The 20,663-nt window shown below is 30.0% G+C and carries 18 protein-coding genes; 14 read left to right on the forward strand and 4 right to left on the reverse strand.

Going from position 1 to position 20,663, the window contains the following annotated elements; genetic code table 11:
- Positions 1-2: 2 nt before the first annotated feature.
- Positions 3-440, reverse strand: coding sequence for a heme-binding domain-containing protein (locus CHB63_RS05995; RefSeq protein ID WP_089377490.1), 438 nt, complete (start codon positions 438-440; stop codon positions 3-5).
- Between the two features lie 3 nt (positions 441-443).
- Positions 444-1,430: a DUF1028 domain-containing protein gene (locus CHB63_RS06000; RefSeq protein WP_176420264.1), complete on the reverse strand. Its 987-nt coding sequence runs from the start codon at positions 1,428-1,430 to the stop codon at positions 444-446.
- 183 nt (positions 1,431-1,613) lie between these two features.
- Between CHB63_RS06000 and CHB63_RS06005 the strand changes: the two genes are divergently transcribed.
- From CHB63_RS06005 to CHB63_RS06065, 13 genes are all read left to right on the forward strand, one after another.
- Positions 1,614-2,183, forward strand: a complete 570-nt coding sequence (locus tag CHB63_RS06005; RefSeq protein WP_089377492.1) for a hypothetical protein — start codon at positions 1,614-1,616, stop codon at positions 2,181-2,183.
- Between the two features lie 58 nt (positions 2,184-2,241).
- Complete coding sequence (purB, locus tag CHB63_RS06010; RefSeq protein WP_089377493.1) at positions 2,242-3,585, forward strand: adenylosuccinate lyase; 1,344 nt, start codon at positions 2,242-2,244, stop codon at positions 3,583-3,585.
- Positions 3,585-3,956: a hypothetical protein gene (locus tag CHB63_RS06015; RefSeq protein WP_245856794.1), complete on the forward strand. Its 372-nt coding sequence runs from the start codon at positions 3,585-3,587 to the stop codon at positions 3,954-3,956. Before purB ends, CHB63_RS06015 begins: the two co-directional genes overlap by 1 nt.
- A gap of 3 nt (positions 3,957-3,959) precedes the next feature.
- Positions 3,960-4,739: a TerC family protein gene (locus CHB63_RS06020; protein ID WP_089377494.1), complete on the forward strand. Its 780-nt coding sequence runs from the start codon at positions 3,960-3,962 to the stop codon at positions 4,737-4,739.
- 105 nt (positions 4,740-4,844) lie between these two features.
- Positions 4,845-5,876: an AI-2E family transporter gene (locus CHB63_RS06025; RefSeq protein ID WP_089377495.1), complete on the forward strand. Its 1,032-nt coding sequence runs from the start codon at positions 4,845-4,847 to the stop codon at positions 5,874-5,876.
- Between the two features lie 144 nt (positions 5,877-6,020).
- Positions 6,021-7,331: a TolC family protein gene (locus CHB63_RS06030; RefSeq protein ID WP_089377496.1), complete on the forward strand. Its 1,311-nt coding sequence runs from the start codon at positions 6,021-6,023 to the stop codon at positions 7,329-7,331.
- Between the two features lie 23 nt (positions 7,332-7,354).
- A complete protein-coding gene (locus CHB63_RS06035; RefSeq protein ID WP_089377497.1) occupies positions 7,355-8,425 on the forward strand; it encodes an efflux RND transporter periplasmic adaptor subunit in 1,071 nt (356 codons plus the stop codon).
- Between the two features lie 109 nt (positions 8,426-8,534).
- Positions 8,535-11,726, forward strand: coding sequence for an efflux RND transporter permease subunit (locus tag CHB63_RS06040; protein WP_089377498.1), 3,192 nt, complete (start codon positions 8,535-8,537; stop codon positions 11,724-11,726).
- 119 nt (positions 11,727-11,845) lie between these two features.
- A complete protein-coding gene (locus tag CHB63_RS06045) occupies positions 11,846-12,151 on the forward strand; it encodes a hypothetical protein (protein WP_089377499.1) in 306 nt (101 codons plus the stop codon).
- A 14-nt stretch (positions 12,152-12,165) separates the two neighbouring features.
- Positions 12,166-12,351 carry a YgaP family membrane protein gene (locus CHB63_RS06050; RefSeq protein WP_089377500.1) on the forward strand — a complete coding sequence of 62 codons (186 nt, stop codon included), beginning with the start codon at positions 12,166-12,168 and terminating at the stop codon, positions 12,349-12,351.
- 88 nt (positions 12,352-12,439) lie between these two features.
- Positions 12,440-12,712: a hypothetical protein gene (locus tag CHB63_RS06055; protein WP_089377501.1), complete on the forward strand. Its 273-nt coding sequence runs from the start codon at positions 12,440-12,442 to the stop codon at positions 12,710-12,712.
- A gap of 38 nt (positions 12,713-12,750) precedes the next feature.
- Positions 12,751-15,006, forward strand: coding sequence for a TonB-dependent receptor (locus tag CHB63_RS06060; RefSeq protein ID WP_089377502.1), 2,256 nt, complete (start codon positions 12,751-12,753; stop codon positions 15,004-15,006).
- A 110-nt stretch (positions 15,007-15,116) separates the two neighbouring features.
- Positions 15,117-16,346, forward strand: a complete 1,230-nt coding sequence (locus CHB63_RS06065; RefSeq protein ID WP_089377503.1) for a uracil-xanthine permease family protein — start codon at positions 15,117-15,119, stop codon at positions 16,344-16,346.
- 185 nt (positions 16,347-16,531) lie between these two features.
- On the opposite strand, the gene CHB63_RS06070 is transcribed toward CHB63_RS06065, so the two are convergent.
- Complete coding sequence (locus tag CHB63_RS06070; RefSeq protein WP_089377504.1) at positions 16,532-17,827, reverse strand: NCS2 family permease; 1,296 nt, start codon at positions 17,825-17,827, stop codon at positions 16,532-16,534.
- A gap of 11 nt (positions 17,828-17,838) precedes the next feature.
- The gene (locus CHB63_RS06075) at positions 17,839-18,471 is read right to left on the reverse strand and encodes a DUF5020 family protein (protein ID WP_089377505.1); all 633 of its coding nucleotides are present in this window, start codon (positions 18,469-18,471) and stop codon (positions 17,839-17,841) included.
- Positions 18,472-18,824: 353 nt separating this feature from the next.
- Between CHB63_RS06075 and CHB63_RS06080 the strand changes: the two genes are divergently transcribed.
- Entirely contained in the window at positions 18,825-20,561 is a 1,737-nt protein-coding gene (locus CHB63_RS06080; RefSeq protein WP_089377506.1) for an NAD(P)H-dependent oxidoreductase subunit E, read from the forward strand.
- The last annotated feature ends 102 nt before the right edge of the window (positions 20,562-20,663 follow it).

The following is a 20,663-nucleotide window of genomic DNA, read 5'->3' on the forward strand; positions in this document are numbered from 1 at the left end:
AATTATTCTACTTTCAGCGTTTTTACCCAATTTAACATTAGTTGATATTGTTCTGCACTTAATTTAGCATCTTTATGAATCCACAAATAACTATTTAAAGGCATTTTATGATCTTCTAACTCTTCTTCCAAATCTTTTATTATATGGCTTTTTTGATTTTTATTATATGCTGCCCATTCCGAAAAATTTAAGTGCTCTTTCCCATCATTTACATGTGATGCTAAATACCAAGAAACCGGAGCAATTTCGCTATACCAAGGATAATTGGTTTTATTAGAATGACAATCAGCACAAGAGGTTTTTATTATTTTTTGAATAGTTGCAGGAACATTCATTACCGCTGTAATGGCATTGGTTTCATCATTAGACTCATTTTTTTCAGGCCTAATAACTTGTATTAAAATAATTGCAACTACGATACCTAATAGTACTTTTTTCATAAATTATAGCTTTAATATTTCTTGTAGTTCTTTTTCTGAAATTATTAACAATTTAGGTTTTACCAATCTTGGAGTTAACTCTTTCCATTTACTGTTTTGTTTAAATACGCCTTTTAATATTTCCTTCGCTTCGTCCAATTCCCCATTATTTGCCAAGGTTATTGCATACCAATATTTCATTTCTAAATTATCAGGATTTAATTTTTGAGCATTCATATAATGCTGTTTGGCTAACTTGTTATTTCCTGTTTCAACGGCTAAATCTCCCTTGTTCATAAACTCATATGCAGTATTAATAGTTAACAACCGTCTCATTTCTTTTATAGGGTTTTTGTTATCCTCTACCCTTAAATCCACAACTTTATCTTCCCATTCATTTCCAGTACTTTTAGCCTTAACGACTAAGATAGCCGCAGATTGCTTACCTCTAATATCACCACCTTCTTTTTGTGCTGCTTCCATTGCCTGAAGCATTCTATCGGCCAAACTTCCTTTAGCATTTTTAAAAGCTTCTGCCATTTCCGGCCAAACAGTATTTTTATCCATTAAATTTGCTTGTACAGAAAAATTATTACCTATAATATGCCCAGCCTCCACAATACAGTTTTTACCTGTATAAGCTTCCACATTTCCTTGAGCATCTAATATTGCCAATTGACGAACTTCTCTTCCTTCATCCAGTTCTAACAAAGTTTCAACAGCCATTTTTGGTGTTAAACCATTTTTTAACAAGCTCAATCCTCGTGGCCCAAATGAAGGGTTTACAAAAGATTGGGTTGCAACAACACCAACTCCGGCTTCTCCCCAAACTACCAAACTACCAACAGAAAACCAATGTGATTGCACGGCCACACCCATTTCACCTGTTACTGTATCCCTTGCTACAATTGAATACGTATGTGCAAATGGTTCTTTTTTTGAAAAAACTTGTTGCGAAAAACCTTCAACACTTAAAAATAATGTTAATAATAGTATGGCATAAAACCTCATAATATGTAATTTTAAAGTTTAAAGATAAATATTCTTTTATTACAATTAAACTTAAATTTAGAATGGGACTTTCAAACTTTTGGTTTTATACAATAATGATTGTTGTGATACTACACATTATTATTGGGTTTGCTTATTTACTGTATAAATTATCGCCAAAGAAAAAAGATAAAGAATCAAAAAATGAATAAAGATTTATTAGTTGAACAACTTGAGCTTTTAGAAAACGCAAAACGAGTGAATCGTTTACGTGTTTCTAATTTTGTGCTTAATAATCCAACATTATTTCCTCATTTATTAGAATTATCTTTTGATACAACAAATAAAAAATCAATTAAAGCTGCCTGGATATTAGAGTTGGTTTGTATCGAAAAATTAGACTGGCTAGCTCCACATTTAAACTATTTTACACAAAATATTAAACAGCTGAAATTTGATAGTGCAGTGCGCCCAGCTTCGAAAATATGTATGTTTTTGGCTAAGGCCTACGCTTCAAAAAACGATAGTTTTGTAAAAGAAACTTTAACAAAAAACCATATCGATAAAATAATTGTAACTGGTTTTGATTGGATGATTAGCAACCATAAAGTGGCAACAAAAGCATATACAATGGAAACACTTCTATTATTTGGTAAAAACTATTCTTGGGTTCATAACGAATTAAAATTGATTCTAGAACAAAATATGGCGAGTGAAAGCCCTGCTTATAAAGCTAGAGGAAGAATAACCTTGAACCGCATAAACAAGAAATAAATCTAACATTTTTGGCTTAAAATCATTAATTTTGCATTTTTCAACACAAAACTAAAAGATGTCATTAACAAGTTTAAACGCAATATCTCCAATTGACGGTAGATACAGAAGTAAAGTCGCAAATTTAGCTCCATTTTTTTCGGAAGAAGCCTTAATAAAATACAGAGTAAAAGTAGAAATTGAATATTTTATTGCATTGTGCGAAATTCCATTGCCGCAATTAAAAGATTTTGATACAGCTCTTTTTCCTGAATTAAGAACTATTTATATAGATTTTACCTCAGCTGATGCTCAAAAAATTAAAGACATTGAAAGTATTACAAACCACGATGTAAAGGCGGTTGAATACTTTATAAAAGAAAAATTTGATGCTTTAAATCTTCAAAAATATAAAGAGTTTATTCATTTTGGATTGACTTCTCAAGACATCAATAACACCTCTGTTCCATTATCAATTAACGATGCTTTTGATATCGTTTATTATCCGGAATTAGCGCAGTTATTGGAAAAATTAAGACAATTAGCTATTTCCTGGGCTGATGTACCAATGTTAGCACGCACACACGGACAGCCAGCATCTCCAACTCGTTTAGGGAAAGAAATCTTTGTTTTTATTGAACGAATAGAGCAACAAGTTAACCAATTGCAAAACATACCATACGCAGCAAAATTTGGTGGGGCAACGGGTAATTTTAACGCTCATAAAGTTGCATACCCAACTATTGACTGGAAAGAATTTGGAACTCATTTTGTAGAAAAAGTATTGGGATTACATCACTCTTTTCCAACAACTCAAATAGAGCATTACGATCATTTAGCAGGTATTTTTGACGCTCAAAAACGTATCAATACTATTCTAATTGATTTTAACAGAGACATTTGGACGTATGTTTCTATGGATTACTTTAAACAAAAAATTAAAGCAGGTGAAGTTGGTTCCTCAGCAATGCCACATAAAGTAAATCCTATCGATTTTGAAAATTCTGAAGGAAACTTAGGAATTGCAAATGCCTTGTTTGAGCATTTATCAGCCAAATTACCAATTTCCCGTTTGCAACGTGATTTAACAGATTCTACAGTTTTAAGAAATGTTGGTGTTCCATTTGCACACACAATTATTGGCTTTACTTCTACGTTAAAAGGATTGAATAAATTATTAATAAACAAAGAAAAATTTGCTGAAGATTTAGAAAATCATTGGGCGGTTGTTGCGGAAGCTATTCAAACTATTTTGCGTAGAGAAGCCTATCCAAATCCTTATGAAGCATTAAAAGGATTAACCAGAACAAATGAGAAAATAACTCAAAAATCTATGGCCGATTTTATTGATAGTTTAGAAGTTTCAAACGAAATTAAAACTGAATTAAAAGCCATAACACCAAGTAATTATACCGGAATCTAATGAAAAAAATTGCCTTAATTATTGTTTTAGTACTCGCTTTTACATCTTGCAAAGAAGAACCTATAAATCCAGATCGATTTAAATATGGAACCTTTGAAATTCCAGAAGGAAAAGGATATGAAAAAACAATTATTGTAAGGCAGGATTCTATTCAAATAGAAACCTATGAAGATCGAATAGACACATTATCAATTAGTTGGAAAAATAATTTTAATTATACATTAAAAATGATCAATCCAAAAACGGCTATTGATGAAGATCCAATTCATATAAAAATAACCAATATAGATAAAGATTCTTATGACTTTGAAGCTGTTATTGGACATTCAAATTATGTACAAAAAGGAAAATTGATTAAAAAATCTAATTAAACCATGGAAATATTTTTGCACGCAGATACATGGATAGCACTACTTACTTTAACTTTTTTAGAAATAATTCTAGGAATAGATAATATTATTTTTATTTCAATTTCGGCTGGAAAATTGCCCAAAAATCAAATTAAAAAGGCTACCAGATTAGGATTATTATTAGCTCTTATTTTTAGAATTATTTTATTATTGGGTGTATCATGGTTAATTTCTATGAAAGCTCCTTTTTTAACCTTCGATTTATCATGGTTTAGAGGTGGAATTACTGGTCAAAGTGTAATTTTAATTCTAGGTGGAATCTTTCTATTATATAAAAGCACTAAAGAAATTCACCATAAAGTTGAAGGTAGTTCTGAAAATGAAACGAATTCAAAATCTATAAAAGGTAAAGTTGCTGCTACTTTTAATATGGTCATCGTTCAAATTGTAATGATTGATATAGTTTTCTCCTTCGATTCCGTATTAACAGCTGTTGGTATGACTAGCGGTATACCAGGAGCACTAATTATAATGATTACAGCAGTAATTATTTCCATGATTATTATGATGATATTTGCTACACCTGTTGGAAATTTTGTAAACAAACACCCAACAATTCAAATGTTAGCACTTTCATTTTTAATTTTAATCGGATTTATGTTAATTACTGAAGGTGCACATTTATCACATATTGAAATTTTTAATAAACCAGTTGGCGCAATTCCTAAAGGGTATTTATATTTTGCAATTGCTTTTTCATTAGGTGTAGAGGCACTTAATATGAAAATTAGAAAAAAGAAATAACTTAGGATAAAAAACCTAATAAACAACAATTTATATAATTTGAAAAAATCCTGTTTTTACGGGGTTTTTCTTATTAAATTTGCAATAAATTAGACACAATACTTTATGAACGAACGTAGAACAACAAATATTCTATTACTTATTATTGTAATTCCTCTTATTTTTTATTTACTAAAAATATTGAGTTTTATTCTAATTCCATTAGTGTCGTCATTGTTTATTGCCTTGTTATTTTTACCATTAATGAGATGGCTTACAAAACGTAAAATCCCAAATTTTATAAGTATCATTATTATTTTACTCATTTTTATTGGAGCATTTTTAATTGGTGGTGAAATAATAAAACTTGCCAGCAAAGAAATAGTACAAACACAAGATGCTTTTTTGGTAAAAGCACAAGCTAAAATTACAGATTTAGCGCATCTTATTGAAGATTTTTTAGGTGTTCAATATATAAAAGAGGGTAATCTTATAAACACATTTATAAATAACAATGCTTTTGGTAGTAGTTTTGGCTCAACATTAAGTTTAATTAGCAATACAATAACTATGTTGTTAATGACCGCATTTTTTGTTGTTTTATGGTTGGCCGAATCAATTAACTTTTATAAAATATTAAGTAGCACTATTTTTAAACGAAAATATGCTTCAGCAAAAATATTTATGAAAATTGAAGATGACTTAATAAAATTTGTGAAAGTAAAATTTTTTATAAGTGCTTTAACAGGTATTGGTTTTGGATTGGCCTGTTACTTTTTTAATGTTAGCTTCCCTATTTTCTGGGGATTAGTTGCGTTTCTATTAAATTTTGTACAAATGATAGGTTCTATAGTTTCTGTTATATTATTATCAATATTTGCCTTTGTAGAGCTTGATCCTACAAGTGTCTTGTTCTTTTTTATTTTAACAATTACATTGGTTCAAGTTGTATTTGGAAGTATTTTGGAACCTATATTCTTAGGTAAATCTTTCTCTATTAATGTAATTGCCATTTTGGTTTCATTAATGCTATGGGGATATATTTGGGGTGTTCCAGGTTTAATTATGTCCATTCCAATAACGGTATTTTTAAAGATTATTTTTGAACAATTTCCTCAAACAAAATTTTTCTCTTCGCTACTTTCCGGAAAACATTAGTTTTTTAATTAAAGTTTTTGTAAATTTAATCATGTAAATCACTATTTATTAATGTGTTACAAATGTTACATTAGACTGTAATGTTTATTACTGTTCACCCTTGTCACCTCATTTACATTTGCACCAAACTAAAAAAGCAAAACTATGCGCGGTAAGGACATTTTATTATTTACATTTTTACTTTTTAACTTTTTATTTATAAATGCTCAACAAGAAATTTCAATTTCTTTGAATGAAGTATTGGAAAAAGTTGAAAATAACAATCACACTGTAAAAATATCAGAACAAGATTTTAATGCTGCAAAAGCAGATTACAATCAAACAAATTCAATTTTTTTACCAAATATTGCTGTTTCACATGCTGCAATTTCAACCACAAATCCATTAATGGCATTTGGTTCAAAGTTGAATCAGGAAATTTTAACACAAGCTGATTTTAATCCTGCACTGCTAAACGATCCCGATGAAATAAAAAACTTCGCTACTAAAATTGAAATTCAGCAACCAATTTTTAATGCAGATGGAATTTTTATGCGAAAAGCTGCAAAAGCAAAAATGAATGCTTTTGAATTGCAATCAAATAGAACAAAAGATGCAATGAAGCTTGAGGTTACAAAAGCTTATATGCAATTACAAGTAGCCTACAAAGCTGTGGAAGTAATTGAAAAAGCCAAAAATGCCGCTTTTGAAAATAGAAAAATAGCTGAAAATAATTTTAAACAAGGGTATCTACAAAAAGCGGATGTTTTAGCTGTTGAAGTTCATGTAACTGAAGTTGAGAATCAATTATTAACAACAAAAAGCAATGTTCAAAATGCTTCGGATTATATATTGTTTTTAATGAATGAAAAAAGTGATGTAATTTTAAAACCTACTACAGAACTAAAAGCAGCACTGGACTTAGAGGTATACAATCAACTACTTTCAGAAAATAGAGCAGATATAGAAGCTATGGAAAATAGTACAGAAGCTTATAACAATATGTACAAAGCTTCTAAAATGACGTATTTACCAAGATTGAATGCTTTTGGAAGTTACGAATTATATGATGACAAACTTTTTGGTACAAATGCTAAAGGCTATTTAATTGGAGCACAACTTTCCTGGAATGTTTTTGAAGGCTACAAACGTATCGGTAAAACACAAAAAAGTAAGGCTGAGTTTGACAAAGCTGAAATTAGCTTAGATCAATATAAAAATCAAAGTCAGTTAGAATTTGTTAAAGCTAAACGCCAATTAAAAGATGCCGAAAATAAGCTTACACTTACAAATTTAGCTTTAGAACAATCTAAAGAGGCTTTAAGAATTAGAACAAACCGATTTGAACAAGGATTAGAAAAAACTTCTGATTTATTAATTTCTGAAACCCAATACTTACAAAAACAATTAGAATACCTACAAACCGTTTTTAACTATAATTTTACAAAAGCGTACGTAAATTTCTTAACAAAATAATAACCCTAACTAAAATAAATAAAATGAAAAATATATTAAAAATAATAGCATTTGCAACCTTAATAATAGTAGTAAGTTGTGGAAAAGAAAAAACCAAACTAGCTGATACTAGAGAAACAGTTGCTGTAAAAGTAAGCACACCATCATCTGAACATGTATCATTTATTACTGCAAGCGGAAAAGTTGAAGCTGTACAAAATGCAAACCTAAGTACTAGAATGATGGGGTTTGTAAATAAGGTATATGTAAAAGTAGGTCAAAAAGTTTCTAAGGGTCAACTTTTACTAAGCATCAATAGCGCTGACATAAATGCCCAAAAAGCACAGGTAAATGCTTCAATAACCGAAGCTACAGCTGCTTTTACTAATGCGGAAAAAGATTACAACCGTTTTAAAGCTTTGTATAATGACAATAGCGCTTCACAAAAAGAAATGGATGATATGACAGCTAACTACGAAATGGCTAAAGCTCGTTTAGAAGCCGCAAATCAAATGAAAAACCAGGTGAATGCACAGTTATCTTATTCAAATATAACTGCTCCTTTTACTGGTATTGTAACTGGAAAATTTATTAATAAAGGTGATATGGCCAATCCGGGAATGCCTTTAATTAGTATTGAAACTCCAGGTGAATTTCAAGTTATGGCAATGGTACCGGAATCTGAAATTACAAAAGTAAAAACAGGATCAAAAGTAAATGTGGTTATAAAATCTACAAATAAATTATTAACCGGTGAAGTTACTGAAGTTAGTACTTCAGCAAAAAATACTGGCGGGCAATATTTAGTTAAAGTAATACTTGATAAAACAGAAGAAAAATTACTTTCGGGAATGTTTACTTCTGTACAAATTCCAATTGAAAAAGTTGAAACTTCAAGTTTAGTAATCATTCCAAAAAGCGCTTTGGTTAAACAAGGTCAGTTAACAGGTATTTATACTATTGGAAATGAAAATACAGCCATTTTACGATGGTTAAGAATTGGAAAAAGCTTTGGTGATCAAGTTGAAGTTTTATCAGGTTTATCTGCTGATGAACAATACATTGTTTTTGCTGAAGGTAAATTGTATAACGGAGCAAAAGTAGCTATTCAATAAGCCCATCCTAACCTTCCCAAAGGGAAGGAGCTTATTATAAAATAATTAAAAGTTCCTCAAATAAATCCCCTTTTGGGGGAAATAGGGGCTAAACTTAAAACTTTAAAAAATGCAAGAAGGAATATCAGGTAAAATAGCCAATGTTTTCATTAATTCAAAATTAACAATTCTGTTAATGGTTGCCTTAATGGCTATTGGTATATATAGTTCTTTTCTAATTCCAAGAGAAGAAGAACCACAAATTATTGTTCCAATGGCCGACGTTTTGGTTGGGTATCCGGGAGCGAGTCCAACCGAAGTAGAAAGTCGTGTTGTAAAACCTTTGGAAAAAGTAATTTCTAACATAAAAGGAGTTCAGCACGTACATAGTATTGCAATGAACGGACAATCTATGATGATTGTGCAGTTTTATGTTGGTGAAGATACAGAACGTTCGTATGTAAAATTATATGATGAATTAATGCGTCACAAAGGTATGTTTCCTCCTGGGGTTACCGAGCCTTTAGTAAAAACCCGTTCTATTGATGATGTTCCAATGTTAGGACTTACTTTTTGGAGTGAGAATTATGACGATTACCAAATTCGCCAAATTGCTGAAGAAGTAACGTCAGAAATTGAAAAAGTTAAAGATGTATCTATTACCAAAGTAATTGGAGGTAGAAATCGTGAACTTAAAGTGGTTTTAGATAAAGATAAAATGGCGGAAAACGGCATTGACGCCTTAAATATCATGCAAATGGTACAAGCAAATAACAGTAGTTCACAATCTGGAAGTTTTGTTAGCGGAGATGAAGAGTTTTTAATAACTACAGGAAAGTTTTTAACCTCTAAAGATGATGTTGAAAATTTAGTAGTTGGTGTAAACCAAAATATGCCTGTTTATTTAAAACAAGTTGCAACAATTATTGACGGACCTGAAACTCCAAAAAGTTATGTTTCTTTTGGTTATGGAAAAGGCAACGAGCAATTTGAATCAAATCCAAGTGAATATGCAGCAGTAACACTTTCTATTGCAAAAGTAAAAGGTGCTGATGCTATGAAAATTTCAGAAAAAATTCTTGAGCGAGTTGAACATTTAAAACAAAATTTAATTCCTTCAGATGTTCACGTTTCAGTTACAAGAAACTATGGAGAAACTGCATCACACAAAGTAGGAGAATTATTATTACACTTAGGGGTTGCAATTTTAGCCGTTACCATTTTAGTAATGTTGGCAATGGGTTGGCGTGGTGGACTGGTCGTGTTTTTCTCGGTACCATTAACATTTGCCTTAACGTTATTCAGTTATTATTTATTGGGTTATACATTAAATAGAATCACATTATTTGCCTTAGTTTTTGTGGTTGGTATTGTAGTTGATGATAGTATAATTATTGCTGAAAATATGCATAGACACTTTAAAATGAAGCGCTTACCATTTAAACAAGCTGCTATTTATGCTATTAATGAAGTTGGAAACCCAACAATTTTAGCAACTTTTACGGTTATTGCTGCAATTTTACCAATGGCGTTTGTATCTGGAATGATGGGTCCATATATGAGCCCAATGCCAATTGGAGCTTCAATTGCGATGATACTTTCTTTGTTTGTTGCATTAACAGTAACTCCTTATTTAGGTTATCATTTATTACAAGAAAAGGATTCAGAAGAACATAAAGAAGAGGAAGGTTTAGATACCGGAATGATTTATAAAATCTACAAAAAAGTTGAACAACCTTTTTTAGATAGTAAAACAAAACGATTTGTAATGTTAGCCATTACAGTTGTAATGTTAATTGGATCTGTATTGATGTTTTTTACTAAATCTGTGGCAGTAAAAATGTTACCTTTTGATAACAAAAATGAGTTTCAGGTTGTAATTGATATGCCTGAAGGAACTACCTTAGAAAGAACTGCAGCGGTTACAAAAGAAATTGCTCAGTATATTTCAACAACGCCAGAAGTAGTAAATTATCAAAACTACATTGGTACCTCTGCTCCTATTACGTTTAACGGTTTAGTTAGACATTATGATGTTCGTGGTGGAAGTAATATGGCTGATATTCAAGTAAATTTATTATTGAAAGCAGAAAGAGATTTACAGAGTCATGATATTGCTAAAAAAGTTCGGCCAGAAATTCAAAAAATAGCCAAAAAATATGGTGCCAATGTAAAATTAGTTGAAGTTCCGCCAGGACCTCCAGTTTTATCAACATTGGTAGCAGAAGTTTATGGGCCAGATTATGATGAACAAATTAAAGTTGCTAATCAGGTAAAAAATATCCTTGAAAACACCACTGATGTTGTTGATACTGATTGGATGGTTGAAGACGCACAAGTTGAATACAAATTAGAGGTTGATAGAGAAAAAGCAATGCTAAATGGAATTGTACCTCAACAAATTGTAGGAAATTTAACCTATTTATTAAGTGAATATCCTATTTCTTATTTATACGATGAAACTTCTTTTGATCAGGTAAATATTGTTTTAGGATTAAATGATGCTGATAAAACCAGTTTACAAGATATTCAAAACATAAAAATAAAAGGTAAAAATGGAAATGTTGTTCCTATTAGTGATTTGGTAAAAGTTAAGAACGATACTTTACAAAAAACCATTTATAGAAAAGACCAAAAACGTGTAGTTTATGTGTTGGCTGATATGGCAGGTGATTTAGAAAGTCCGGTATACGCAATTTTAGGAATGAAAGAAAAATTACAAAAAATTGAGTTACCAAAAGGTTATAAAATGAATGAATTGTATTTAGAACAACCATCTAATGAAAGCGATTTTACAGTAAAATGGGATGGTGAATGGCAGATTACTTTAGAAGTTTTCCGTGATTTAGGTGCGGCATTTTTAATAGTAATTATCATTATTTATATGCTAATTGTTGGTTGGTTCCAAAACTTTAAAACTCCAATGGTTATGATGGCTGCAATTCCGTTGTCGTTAATTGGAATTGTTTTAGGTCACTGGTTATTAGGCGCTTTCTTTACAGCAACATCATTTATTGGAATGATTGCTTTAGCCGGTGTAATGGTTAGAAATTCTGTATTATTAATTGACTTTATAGAAATTCGTTTGAATGATGGAATTCCTTTAAAACAAGCAATTATTGATGCTGGCGCAGTAAGAACAACTCCTATTTTGTTAACAACAGGAGCAGTTGTAATTGGTGCTTCAATTATATTATTTGATCCTATTTTTCAAGGGTTGGCAATATCGTTAGTTGCTGGAGCAATTGTTTCAACATTACTAACATTAATTGTGGTTCCGCTAATTTATTATATGACAGAAAGAAAGAAGTGGGAAAAATAAAATGTGAGATTATAAAAAAGTAACTTTTTTTGTCTATTGAGCTTGTTGAAATATATTAAACTTCGACAGGCTCAGTTTGACAATACACAACTAGTTAAAATTAACTTAAAAAATACCATATGAAATTACTAATTATTACAGCCATTAGAGTTTTTGAAAAAGAAATAAAACAAATTTTAAAAAAATCGGATGTTAAAATATTCTCTTTTGCAAATATCAACGGTTTTAGAGATTCAACCGAAGAATCTGTGGAAAGCAATTGGTTTGCTTCAGAAATGAATCAAAATGAATCGATGCTTTTTTATGCTTTTGCAACTGAAGAACAAACCGAGCTCGTATTTAAATATGCAAATGAATTTAATGAAACTCAAAAAACACTATCAAAAATTCATGTAGTTGTTTTAAATGTAGAAAAATCAAATTAAAAAAATAAATAATTATGAAACAAAGAGTTGTTAGAGCTGTTGCAGGTACATTTATTTTAATAAGCTTAATACTTGCAATTAAAGTAAATATCAATTGGTTATGGTTTACGGCATTTGTTGGTGCAAACTTATTGCAGTCATCTATTACTAAATGGTGTTTATTGGAAGTTATTTTAAATAAATTTGGCATTAAAGATTAAAATCATTTTGTAATTTTGTGTTTAAATAAAATAAGTTATAAAGTCACAAATTAAACATATAATTTCAATTGTACTTGTTACTACTCTATTGCTTCCATTTGCAGTACAGTTTGCGCATTCATTTGAAACTCACGAACATTTAGTTTGTAAATCACAAAATAAGCTTCATTTTGATTCACATGAAATTGACTGTTCTGTCTTTCACTTTAAAATTAATACAGATACAATTGATTTTAATTCTAACTATACTGCTTACGATAGTAAGTTAAACATTGAAAAATTTTACAAAGCAGAACATCAAATTACTTCTGTTAAACTTTATTATAAAACTTCTAGAGGACCACCAGTTTTATTGGCTTAGTAATTAAAAAAAACTAATTATCAATAAAAATATGAAACATGAAATTTCAAATATCTATCCTATTTATAGGATTATCATTTATTGCATATTCGCAAAATAAAATATCTGGTAAAATTACAAACGAACAAAATGAACCGCTTTTAGGAGTTGAAGTTTATATTGAAGATTTACAAAAAGGAACTTCAACTAATGAAAATGGTATCTATGAATTAATAAATTTACCCAATTCTCAAATTAAAATTACTGTAGCTTATATTGGTTACGAAACACAAACTAAAAACATAAACTTTCAGCAAAATGAAATCGTCATAAATTTCACTTTAAAAGAAGCTGTTTTTAAAATGGATGAAATAATTGTTTCAACCGCATTTAATAAATTACAATCAGAAAATGTAATGAAAGTTGAACGAGCCACGGTTCAACAATTAAAAAATAAAGGAGCTGCTACTTTAATTGACGGAATAAGTTCTATTGCAGGAGTTTCACAGGTTTCAACAGGAATTGGAATCGGAAAACCCGTAATTAGAGGTTTACGTGGCAACAGAGTATTAGTTTATACTCAAGGAATAAGACTAGAAAATCAGCAATTTGGTGACGAACACGGCTTGGGTATCAATGAATCAAGTATTGAAAGTGTAGAAGTAATTAAAGGTCCCGCTTCACTTCTATATGGCTCAGATGCCTTGGGGGGAGTACTTTATTTTAATCCTACAAAATTTGCCGAATCTAATTTGTTCGATTTTAATTTTAACCAAACGTATTACTCAAATACTCAAGGTAGTTCAACTGGTTTTGGAGTAAAGCAATCATACAATTCTTGGAAATTTTTAGTAAATGGAGCACATAACCAACATAGTGATTATAAAACAGCAAATAGCGAAAGAATTACAAACACACGATTTAACGAAACCAATTTTAACACAGCGATTGGATTTTCAAACAATCTTATTTCAAGCGCTTTACGCTTTAATTTTAACAATTCTAAAATTGGAATTCCAGAAGAAATTGGCATTCAAAATTCACATAAAACACCCTTACTGCCTTATCAGGATTTAAGCACTAAGATGTTAAGTTTTAATAATATTGTGTTTTTACCAAATTCAAAGGTTGTTACAACTTTAGGGTTTACTGTAAATGATAGAAAAGAGTTTGAAGAACACGAAAATGAAGAGACAGAAGAATCTCATACCAGCCATAACGAAACAATTGAAGCATCCTTAAATTTAAAATTGAAAACCTTTAGTTATGATACCAAATGGCACTTACCAAATTTTGGAAATATTGAAACTATTGTAGGAATTCAGGGTTTACATCAAACAAATAAAAATTATGGTGAAGAAATTTTAATACCAGATGCCACAACAGATGATTTTGGTGTATTTTTTACAAGCGCAATTGATTGGGAGAAAAGCACCATTCAAGGTGGTTTAAGATTCGACTCAAGAAGTATTTCTTCAGAAAAACATATTGTTTCGCATGATGATGAAGAACATATTTTTGAAGCAATTGATAACACATATAAAAACTTTACTGCTTCCTTAGGGTATAAATCGTTACTTTTTAAAAAAATAACAAGCAGAATAAATTTAGCTACAGGTTTTAAAGCACCTAATTTAGCAGAACTTACTTCAAATGGTGTCCATCATGGTTCCAACAGGTTTGAAATTGGTAATAACAACTTAAAAAGCGAAAAGAATTTTCAATCTGATATTGCCTTGGAATACAATACAAACCACTTTGAAATTTTTGCAAACGGTTTTTATAATTATATTAATGACTATATTTTTGTTTCTCCAACAGGAGAATTTGAAGATACATATGCTATATATAAATACACGCAAGACGACGCAAAATTGTATGGAGGAGAATTTGGTTTTCATTTGCATCCTCATCCACTAGATTGGCTACATTTAAATAGCAGTTTTGAGTTTGTAATTGGTAAACAAAATAAGGGTAATTTTCTACCTTTAATTCCGGCTAATAAACTTACAAATACATTAAGAGCTGAATTTAATTCAAATGAAACCTTTAAAAATGGTTTTGCATCAATTTCTTTAGAAAGCACATTGAAACAAAATAATATTAGTGAATTTGAATCTTCAACTAAAGGCTATAATTTAGTAAATATTGGAGCTGGTGGAACAATTAATATTTCCAATACTTCTTTTAATGTAAATATAAATATGAACAATGTGTTTAATACCAATTATTTTTCGCATTTATCGCGATTAAAAATAGATGGAATTCAAAATATTGGACGAAATTTTATTGCAAGTATCAAATTTGACATCTAGTTTTATAGAATCATTCTAAATTTCTATTTTAATAAGCAATCTTAAGCTAACTACTTAAGGTTGTTTTGTTTTTATACCTAAATTAGCGAGTTTAAAATTTATACCACCCTATGAAATCATCTCAAACTTTTACCGACACTTCTAATCCAGTAAAACGCGTAATTATTGGAATTCAATTTTTATTTGTTGCCTTTGGGGCAACCGTTTTGGTTCCACTTTTAATCGACATTGATCCTTCAATAGCGTTATTTACTGCTGGTGTTGGAACACTCATTTTTCACGTAATTACAAAAGGAAAAGTACCTGTTTTTTTAGGGAGTAGTTTTGCTTTTATTGCACCAATTATTGCGGCAACCAAACTGTATGGTTATCCGGGAACACTAGGAGGAATAATTGCTGTAGGTATTGTTTACGGTATTGTATCCGGAATTGTAAAATTATGGGGATTAAGGGTTATAGAAAAAATATTTCCTGCTGTTGTTGTTGGTCCAGTTATTATGATAATTGGATTGTCCTTAGCATCTGTTGGAGTTGATATGGCTAAAACTAATTGGCCAATAGCGCTTACAGTTCTAATTACAGCTATTATTATTGTAATTTACACCAAAGGTTTAATTAAATTAATTCCAATATTTATTGGGATTCTCGTTGGTTACTTTATTTCCATTATTTCTGGCTTGGTTGACTTTTCTAGTGTTAATGATGCTGCTTGGTTTGCCTTACCTAATTTTACAACTCCAGAGTTTAATTGGGGAGCTATTTTATATATGATTCCAGTAGCAATTGCACCAATTATAGAACATATTGGAGATATGTATGCTATTAGTGGAGTTGCAGATAAAAAGTTTGTAAAAGATCCTGGATTACACAGAACTTTATTAGGAGATGGTGTTGCCACTGCTTTTGCTGGTTTTATGGGAGGACCTCCTAATACAACCTATTCAGAAGTAACTGGTGCAGTTGCCTTAACTAAAATAACGGATCCTAGAGTATTAAGAATTGCGGCAATAACAGCTATTGTATTTTCATTGGTTGGTAAAATAAGTGCCATTTTAAAAACGATTCCACAAGCTGTGCTTGGAGGTATAATGTTACTTCTTTTTGGAATGATTGCAAGTATTGGAATTAAAACTTTGATAGATGCCAAAACAGATTTTTCAATTACAAGAAATCAAGTAATTGTTTCGGTTATTTTAACTGTTGGTATTGGAGGAGCACAAATGGGAATTGGAAACTTTTCTTTAGCAGGTATTGGATTGGCCTCTGTAGTTGGTGTTATTCTTAATTTAATTTTACCTAAAACAAAAGAAGTTATTAATCCTGAAGAAATTAAGGAATAATTGTAGTTAAATAACTAAAAAAAGCTTTGTAAAAAGTATTGAAAACGGCATTTTGAACTTGATTCAGAATCTCTTATTTATATAAATATCTAGTGTTAAGTGTAACTCTATATTAGGACGAGACAACATAAAAAAAACCTTCTTGAAATAACAAGAAGGTTTTTTTTATTTAAGTTAATAGCGTATTATATATAAAATTTAATAATAAATAATATCGCTATTATATACATTATAGGCTTAATTTCTTTAAATCTTCCAGTAAGAATTTTTAACAATACATAAGATAACATTCCAAAAACAATACCTTCAGCAATACTGTAGGTTAAAGGCATCATAATAATTGTAAAAAATGCAGGGATTGCTTCCGTAAAATCTGTTAAATCAATTTTCATAATTGGAGAAATCATAAATAATCCAACAATTATTAAAGCAGGCGCAGTGGCCGCCGCTGGAATAATCATAAAAATTGGAGCGAAAAACAAAGCCAATGCAAACATTCCTGCAACTGTTAAAGCTGTCATACCTGTTTTTCCTCCTTCAGCAACACCTGCAGCACTTTCTACATAAGTAGTAACTGTTGATGTACCCAACATAGCTCCTACAAAAGTACCTATTGAATCTGCAAATAAAGCTTGTTTTACTCTTGGAACATTTCCATCCTTATCCAACATTCCAGATTTTGAAGAAACACCAACCAAGGTCCCAACAGTGTCAAACATATCAACAAATAAAAATGTAAATAATACCAATAACATATCTAATGTAAAAATTTGAGAAAAATCAAATTTAAAGAAGATAGGTTCTATTGAAGGGGGTAAACTTACAAAAGTAAAACTTTCAGGAACAACAGTTACGCCAACAAATAATCCAATAATTGTTGATGCTAGAATTCCAATTAAAATTGCTCCTTTTACTTTTTTTGTTAATAAAACTCCAATAATAATAACTCCAGCCATTCCAACTAAAACCGCAGGATTTTTCATATCTCCTAAGCTTACTAAAGTTGCTGGATTGTCTACAATTAATCCTGTTCCTTTTAAACCAATAAATGCTATAAATAAACCAATACCTACTGAAACCGCGTGTTTTAAATTTAAAGGAATAGAGTTCACTATTAATTCTCTAATATTAAAAGCAGTTAAAATTATAAATATGATTCCTTCTAAAAAAACTGCGGTTAACGCAAATTGCCAGGAATATCCCATACCTAGTACTACTGTAAACGCAAAAAATGCATTTAAACCCATTCCTGGAGCCAATGCAAACGGCAATTTAGCAACTAAAGCCATCACTAAGGTTGCAATAACTGCGGATAATGCAGTTGCAGTAAATACCGCATCTTTATCCATTCCTGCCGCACTTAATATACTTGGATTTACTGCTAAAATGTACACCATTGTCATAAAAGTGGTAATCCCAGCTACAATCTCTGTTTTTAAAGTTGATTTATTTTCTGTGATTTTAAAAAATTTGTCTAACATAATTTATATTTTTAAATGTTCCACTTTATTCCTAAGGTTGGCCTCACCTTAAACTCAAACTCATAAGCAAAATTATTTGCTAATTCTACCTCACCTCCTATTGAAAAACTCTTATTTAAATGATACCATAATTGTGGTTCAGATAAAAATACTGTTTTATCAGACAAACCGTTTTCTGTCCATAAATCTGCAAAACCAGAAAACGTCAATTTATTTTCAATTAAATTAATATACCAAGTTCCTGTAACTTGAAAATTTCCTTTTCCAGCTCCTGTAAATGCTTTATAACCTGCATAGGTTGAAAAACCCCATTTTGCACCACCTTTAGAATAATTAGCTCCAAAAATCCAAGCTTCATTAAAACTAAATGCATTTGACAATCCCGCATTGTATTCTACGTGTAAACCAACAGGCATTTTTTCAGTTTTTAAAACACGTGCAATTTCATAATATGCAGAGCCCGTTCCTACCGCTGCATTGTAATCAAAATCGATAAAAGTAAACGTGCTACCGTATTTATCCATTTTGAACATTTCAAATGTTGTTGTAAAATGATCCCTTTCAAAATCTCTGTGTAATTGAAAGTTTTGTGAAGTAACAGTTACTGTTACTAAAATTGTAAATAGGGTGATTAGTTTTTTCATGGTTTTTAGATAAAAAATTTAAGCATCAAAAATACTATAAATAATACTAGTTAGTCTTATTAAAAAAATTCAATTATTAACACGTAATTAACTATTTATAATGAAACTAAGTAACACGAATCTTAAACTTTGCCTAAATTGATAATACTATTTTAGGAATATTAAAATATTCTCATTAAAAACGCTTTTTCAAAATTTAATAATCATCCTAATTGTTTTAAAATAACAATATTATAATTGATTACTAGAAAATATAATTTTTCAATAATTCTACCAAAATCAAATTAATTATATTGGTTATCAATAAGTTGTGTTGTAAATTTATATAGTTTTTAATACTAAATTATTTTATTATGAAAAGGACGGAGCTATTATCTCGCCTTTGGGAATTTCAAAATAATTATGGCTACATATCAGATAAAGCTATTACTGAAATCGCTCAAAAACTAAATGTATCAAAAATTGAAATTGAAGGAGTTATTTCGTTTTACCACTTTTTTCACCTTCAACCAACTGGAAAACACATCATTTACTTAAACAACAGTATTGTATCCGAGTTTAAAGGGTTTTCAAAAGTGAAAGCTGCCTTTGAAAAAGAAACTGGCTGTACTTTCGGTGCATATTGTAAAGATCCGTTATTCTCACTTTTTGAAACTTCGTGTATTGGATTAAGTGATCAAGAACCAGCAGCACTAATTGATTTTTATCCATTTACAGATTTAACACCAGATAAAGTTAAACTAATAATCAGGCAATTAAAAAGTGGAACTCATCCTGAAGAAATTTCAAATAACCCAAAAAGTAAAATACAGTACACTCCTAAAGAAGAAAAATCAATTTTTTTTAGAGATTACAAGTTAGGTACATCCTTAAAAAAACTAAAAACCAAGGATGTTAATTCAATCTTAAAAATTATAAGTGATTCTCAACTAGATGGCCAAGGAGGTGCTTTTTTTCCAACCGCAATAAAATGGAAATCCTGTAAAGAAAATAGTAATAAAACTAAATATATAATTTGCAATGCAGATGAAGGTGAGCCTGGAACTTTTAAAGATAAATCATTACTAAATAATTTACCAGGATTGGTTATTGAAGGTATGATTATAGCCGCCTATGTAACTGGAGCTAAAAAAGGTTTTATTTATTTAAGAGCTGAATACAAATACCTGCTTAAAAAAATTGAAAATACTCTTGAAGAATTTAAACAAAAAGGATTTTTAGGTAAACAAATTTTAGGAATCGAAAACTTCAATTTTAAAATTAAAATCATTTTAGGTGCCGGTGCATATGTTTGTGGAGCAGAAACTGCCTTAATAGAATCTATGGAAGGAAAGCGTGGAGAACCGAGAATTAGAAAGTATTTTCCAACAGATATTGGTTATTTGGGAAAATCTACCATTGTTAATAATGTTGAAACGTTTGCAAAAGCAGCTAGAATTATAGAATTAGATACAAAATTTATTTCATCAATTGGAACAGAAAAGAGTAAAGGAACCAAATTATTAAGTATTTCCGGTGATGTTGCCAAACCAGGAATTTATGAAATTGAATGGGGAATGACTGTAAATAAGTTATTAGAGTTATGCCAAGCTACTTCTCCTCACTATGTACAAATTAGTGGTCCCTCTGGAGTATGTATTAACAATTCTGAATTCAATAGAAAAATTTGTAAAGAGGATTTAATTTGTGGTGGGTCTGTTATGGTATTTAATAATTTTAGAAGTATTACCCGAATTATAGAAAATTTTGTCAAATTTTTTAAAGAAGAATCTTGTGGATCCTGCACACCTTGTAGAGCAGGAAATCAAATTCTTTATGAAAAAATTAAAAAAATTAAAAGAGGAATTTGTACCACAAAAGATTTAGAGGATATTAAAGAATGGGGTAAAATTATGCAATTGACCAGTAGATGTGGTTTAGGGCAATTTTCTGCAAATACATTTATAATGGCTATTGATAAATTTGATGATTATTTTAATCTAAAAGTAACTACGTGTGATAACAATTGTAAAATTGAATTTGATATGCAAAATGCCGTTTATGAATATGACAATTTAATTAAAAACACTCAATTAGAAGAAGTTGATTAATAAATTCAAGTAATAACTTGAGTTTAATTTATTGCATAATTATTTATTTTTAAGCCAAATAATCAATCATAATTAACTAATTATAAATTTAATAAGTGGTTT

Origin of the sequence: Lutibacter flavus (genome assembly GCF_900188355.1) — a bacterium.
Taxonomy (GTDB): Bacteria; Bacteroidota; Bacteroidia; order Flavobacteriales; family Flavobacteriaceae; genus Lutibacter; species Lutibacter flavus.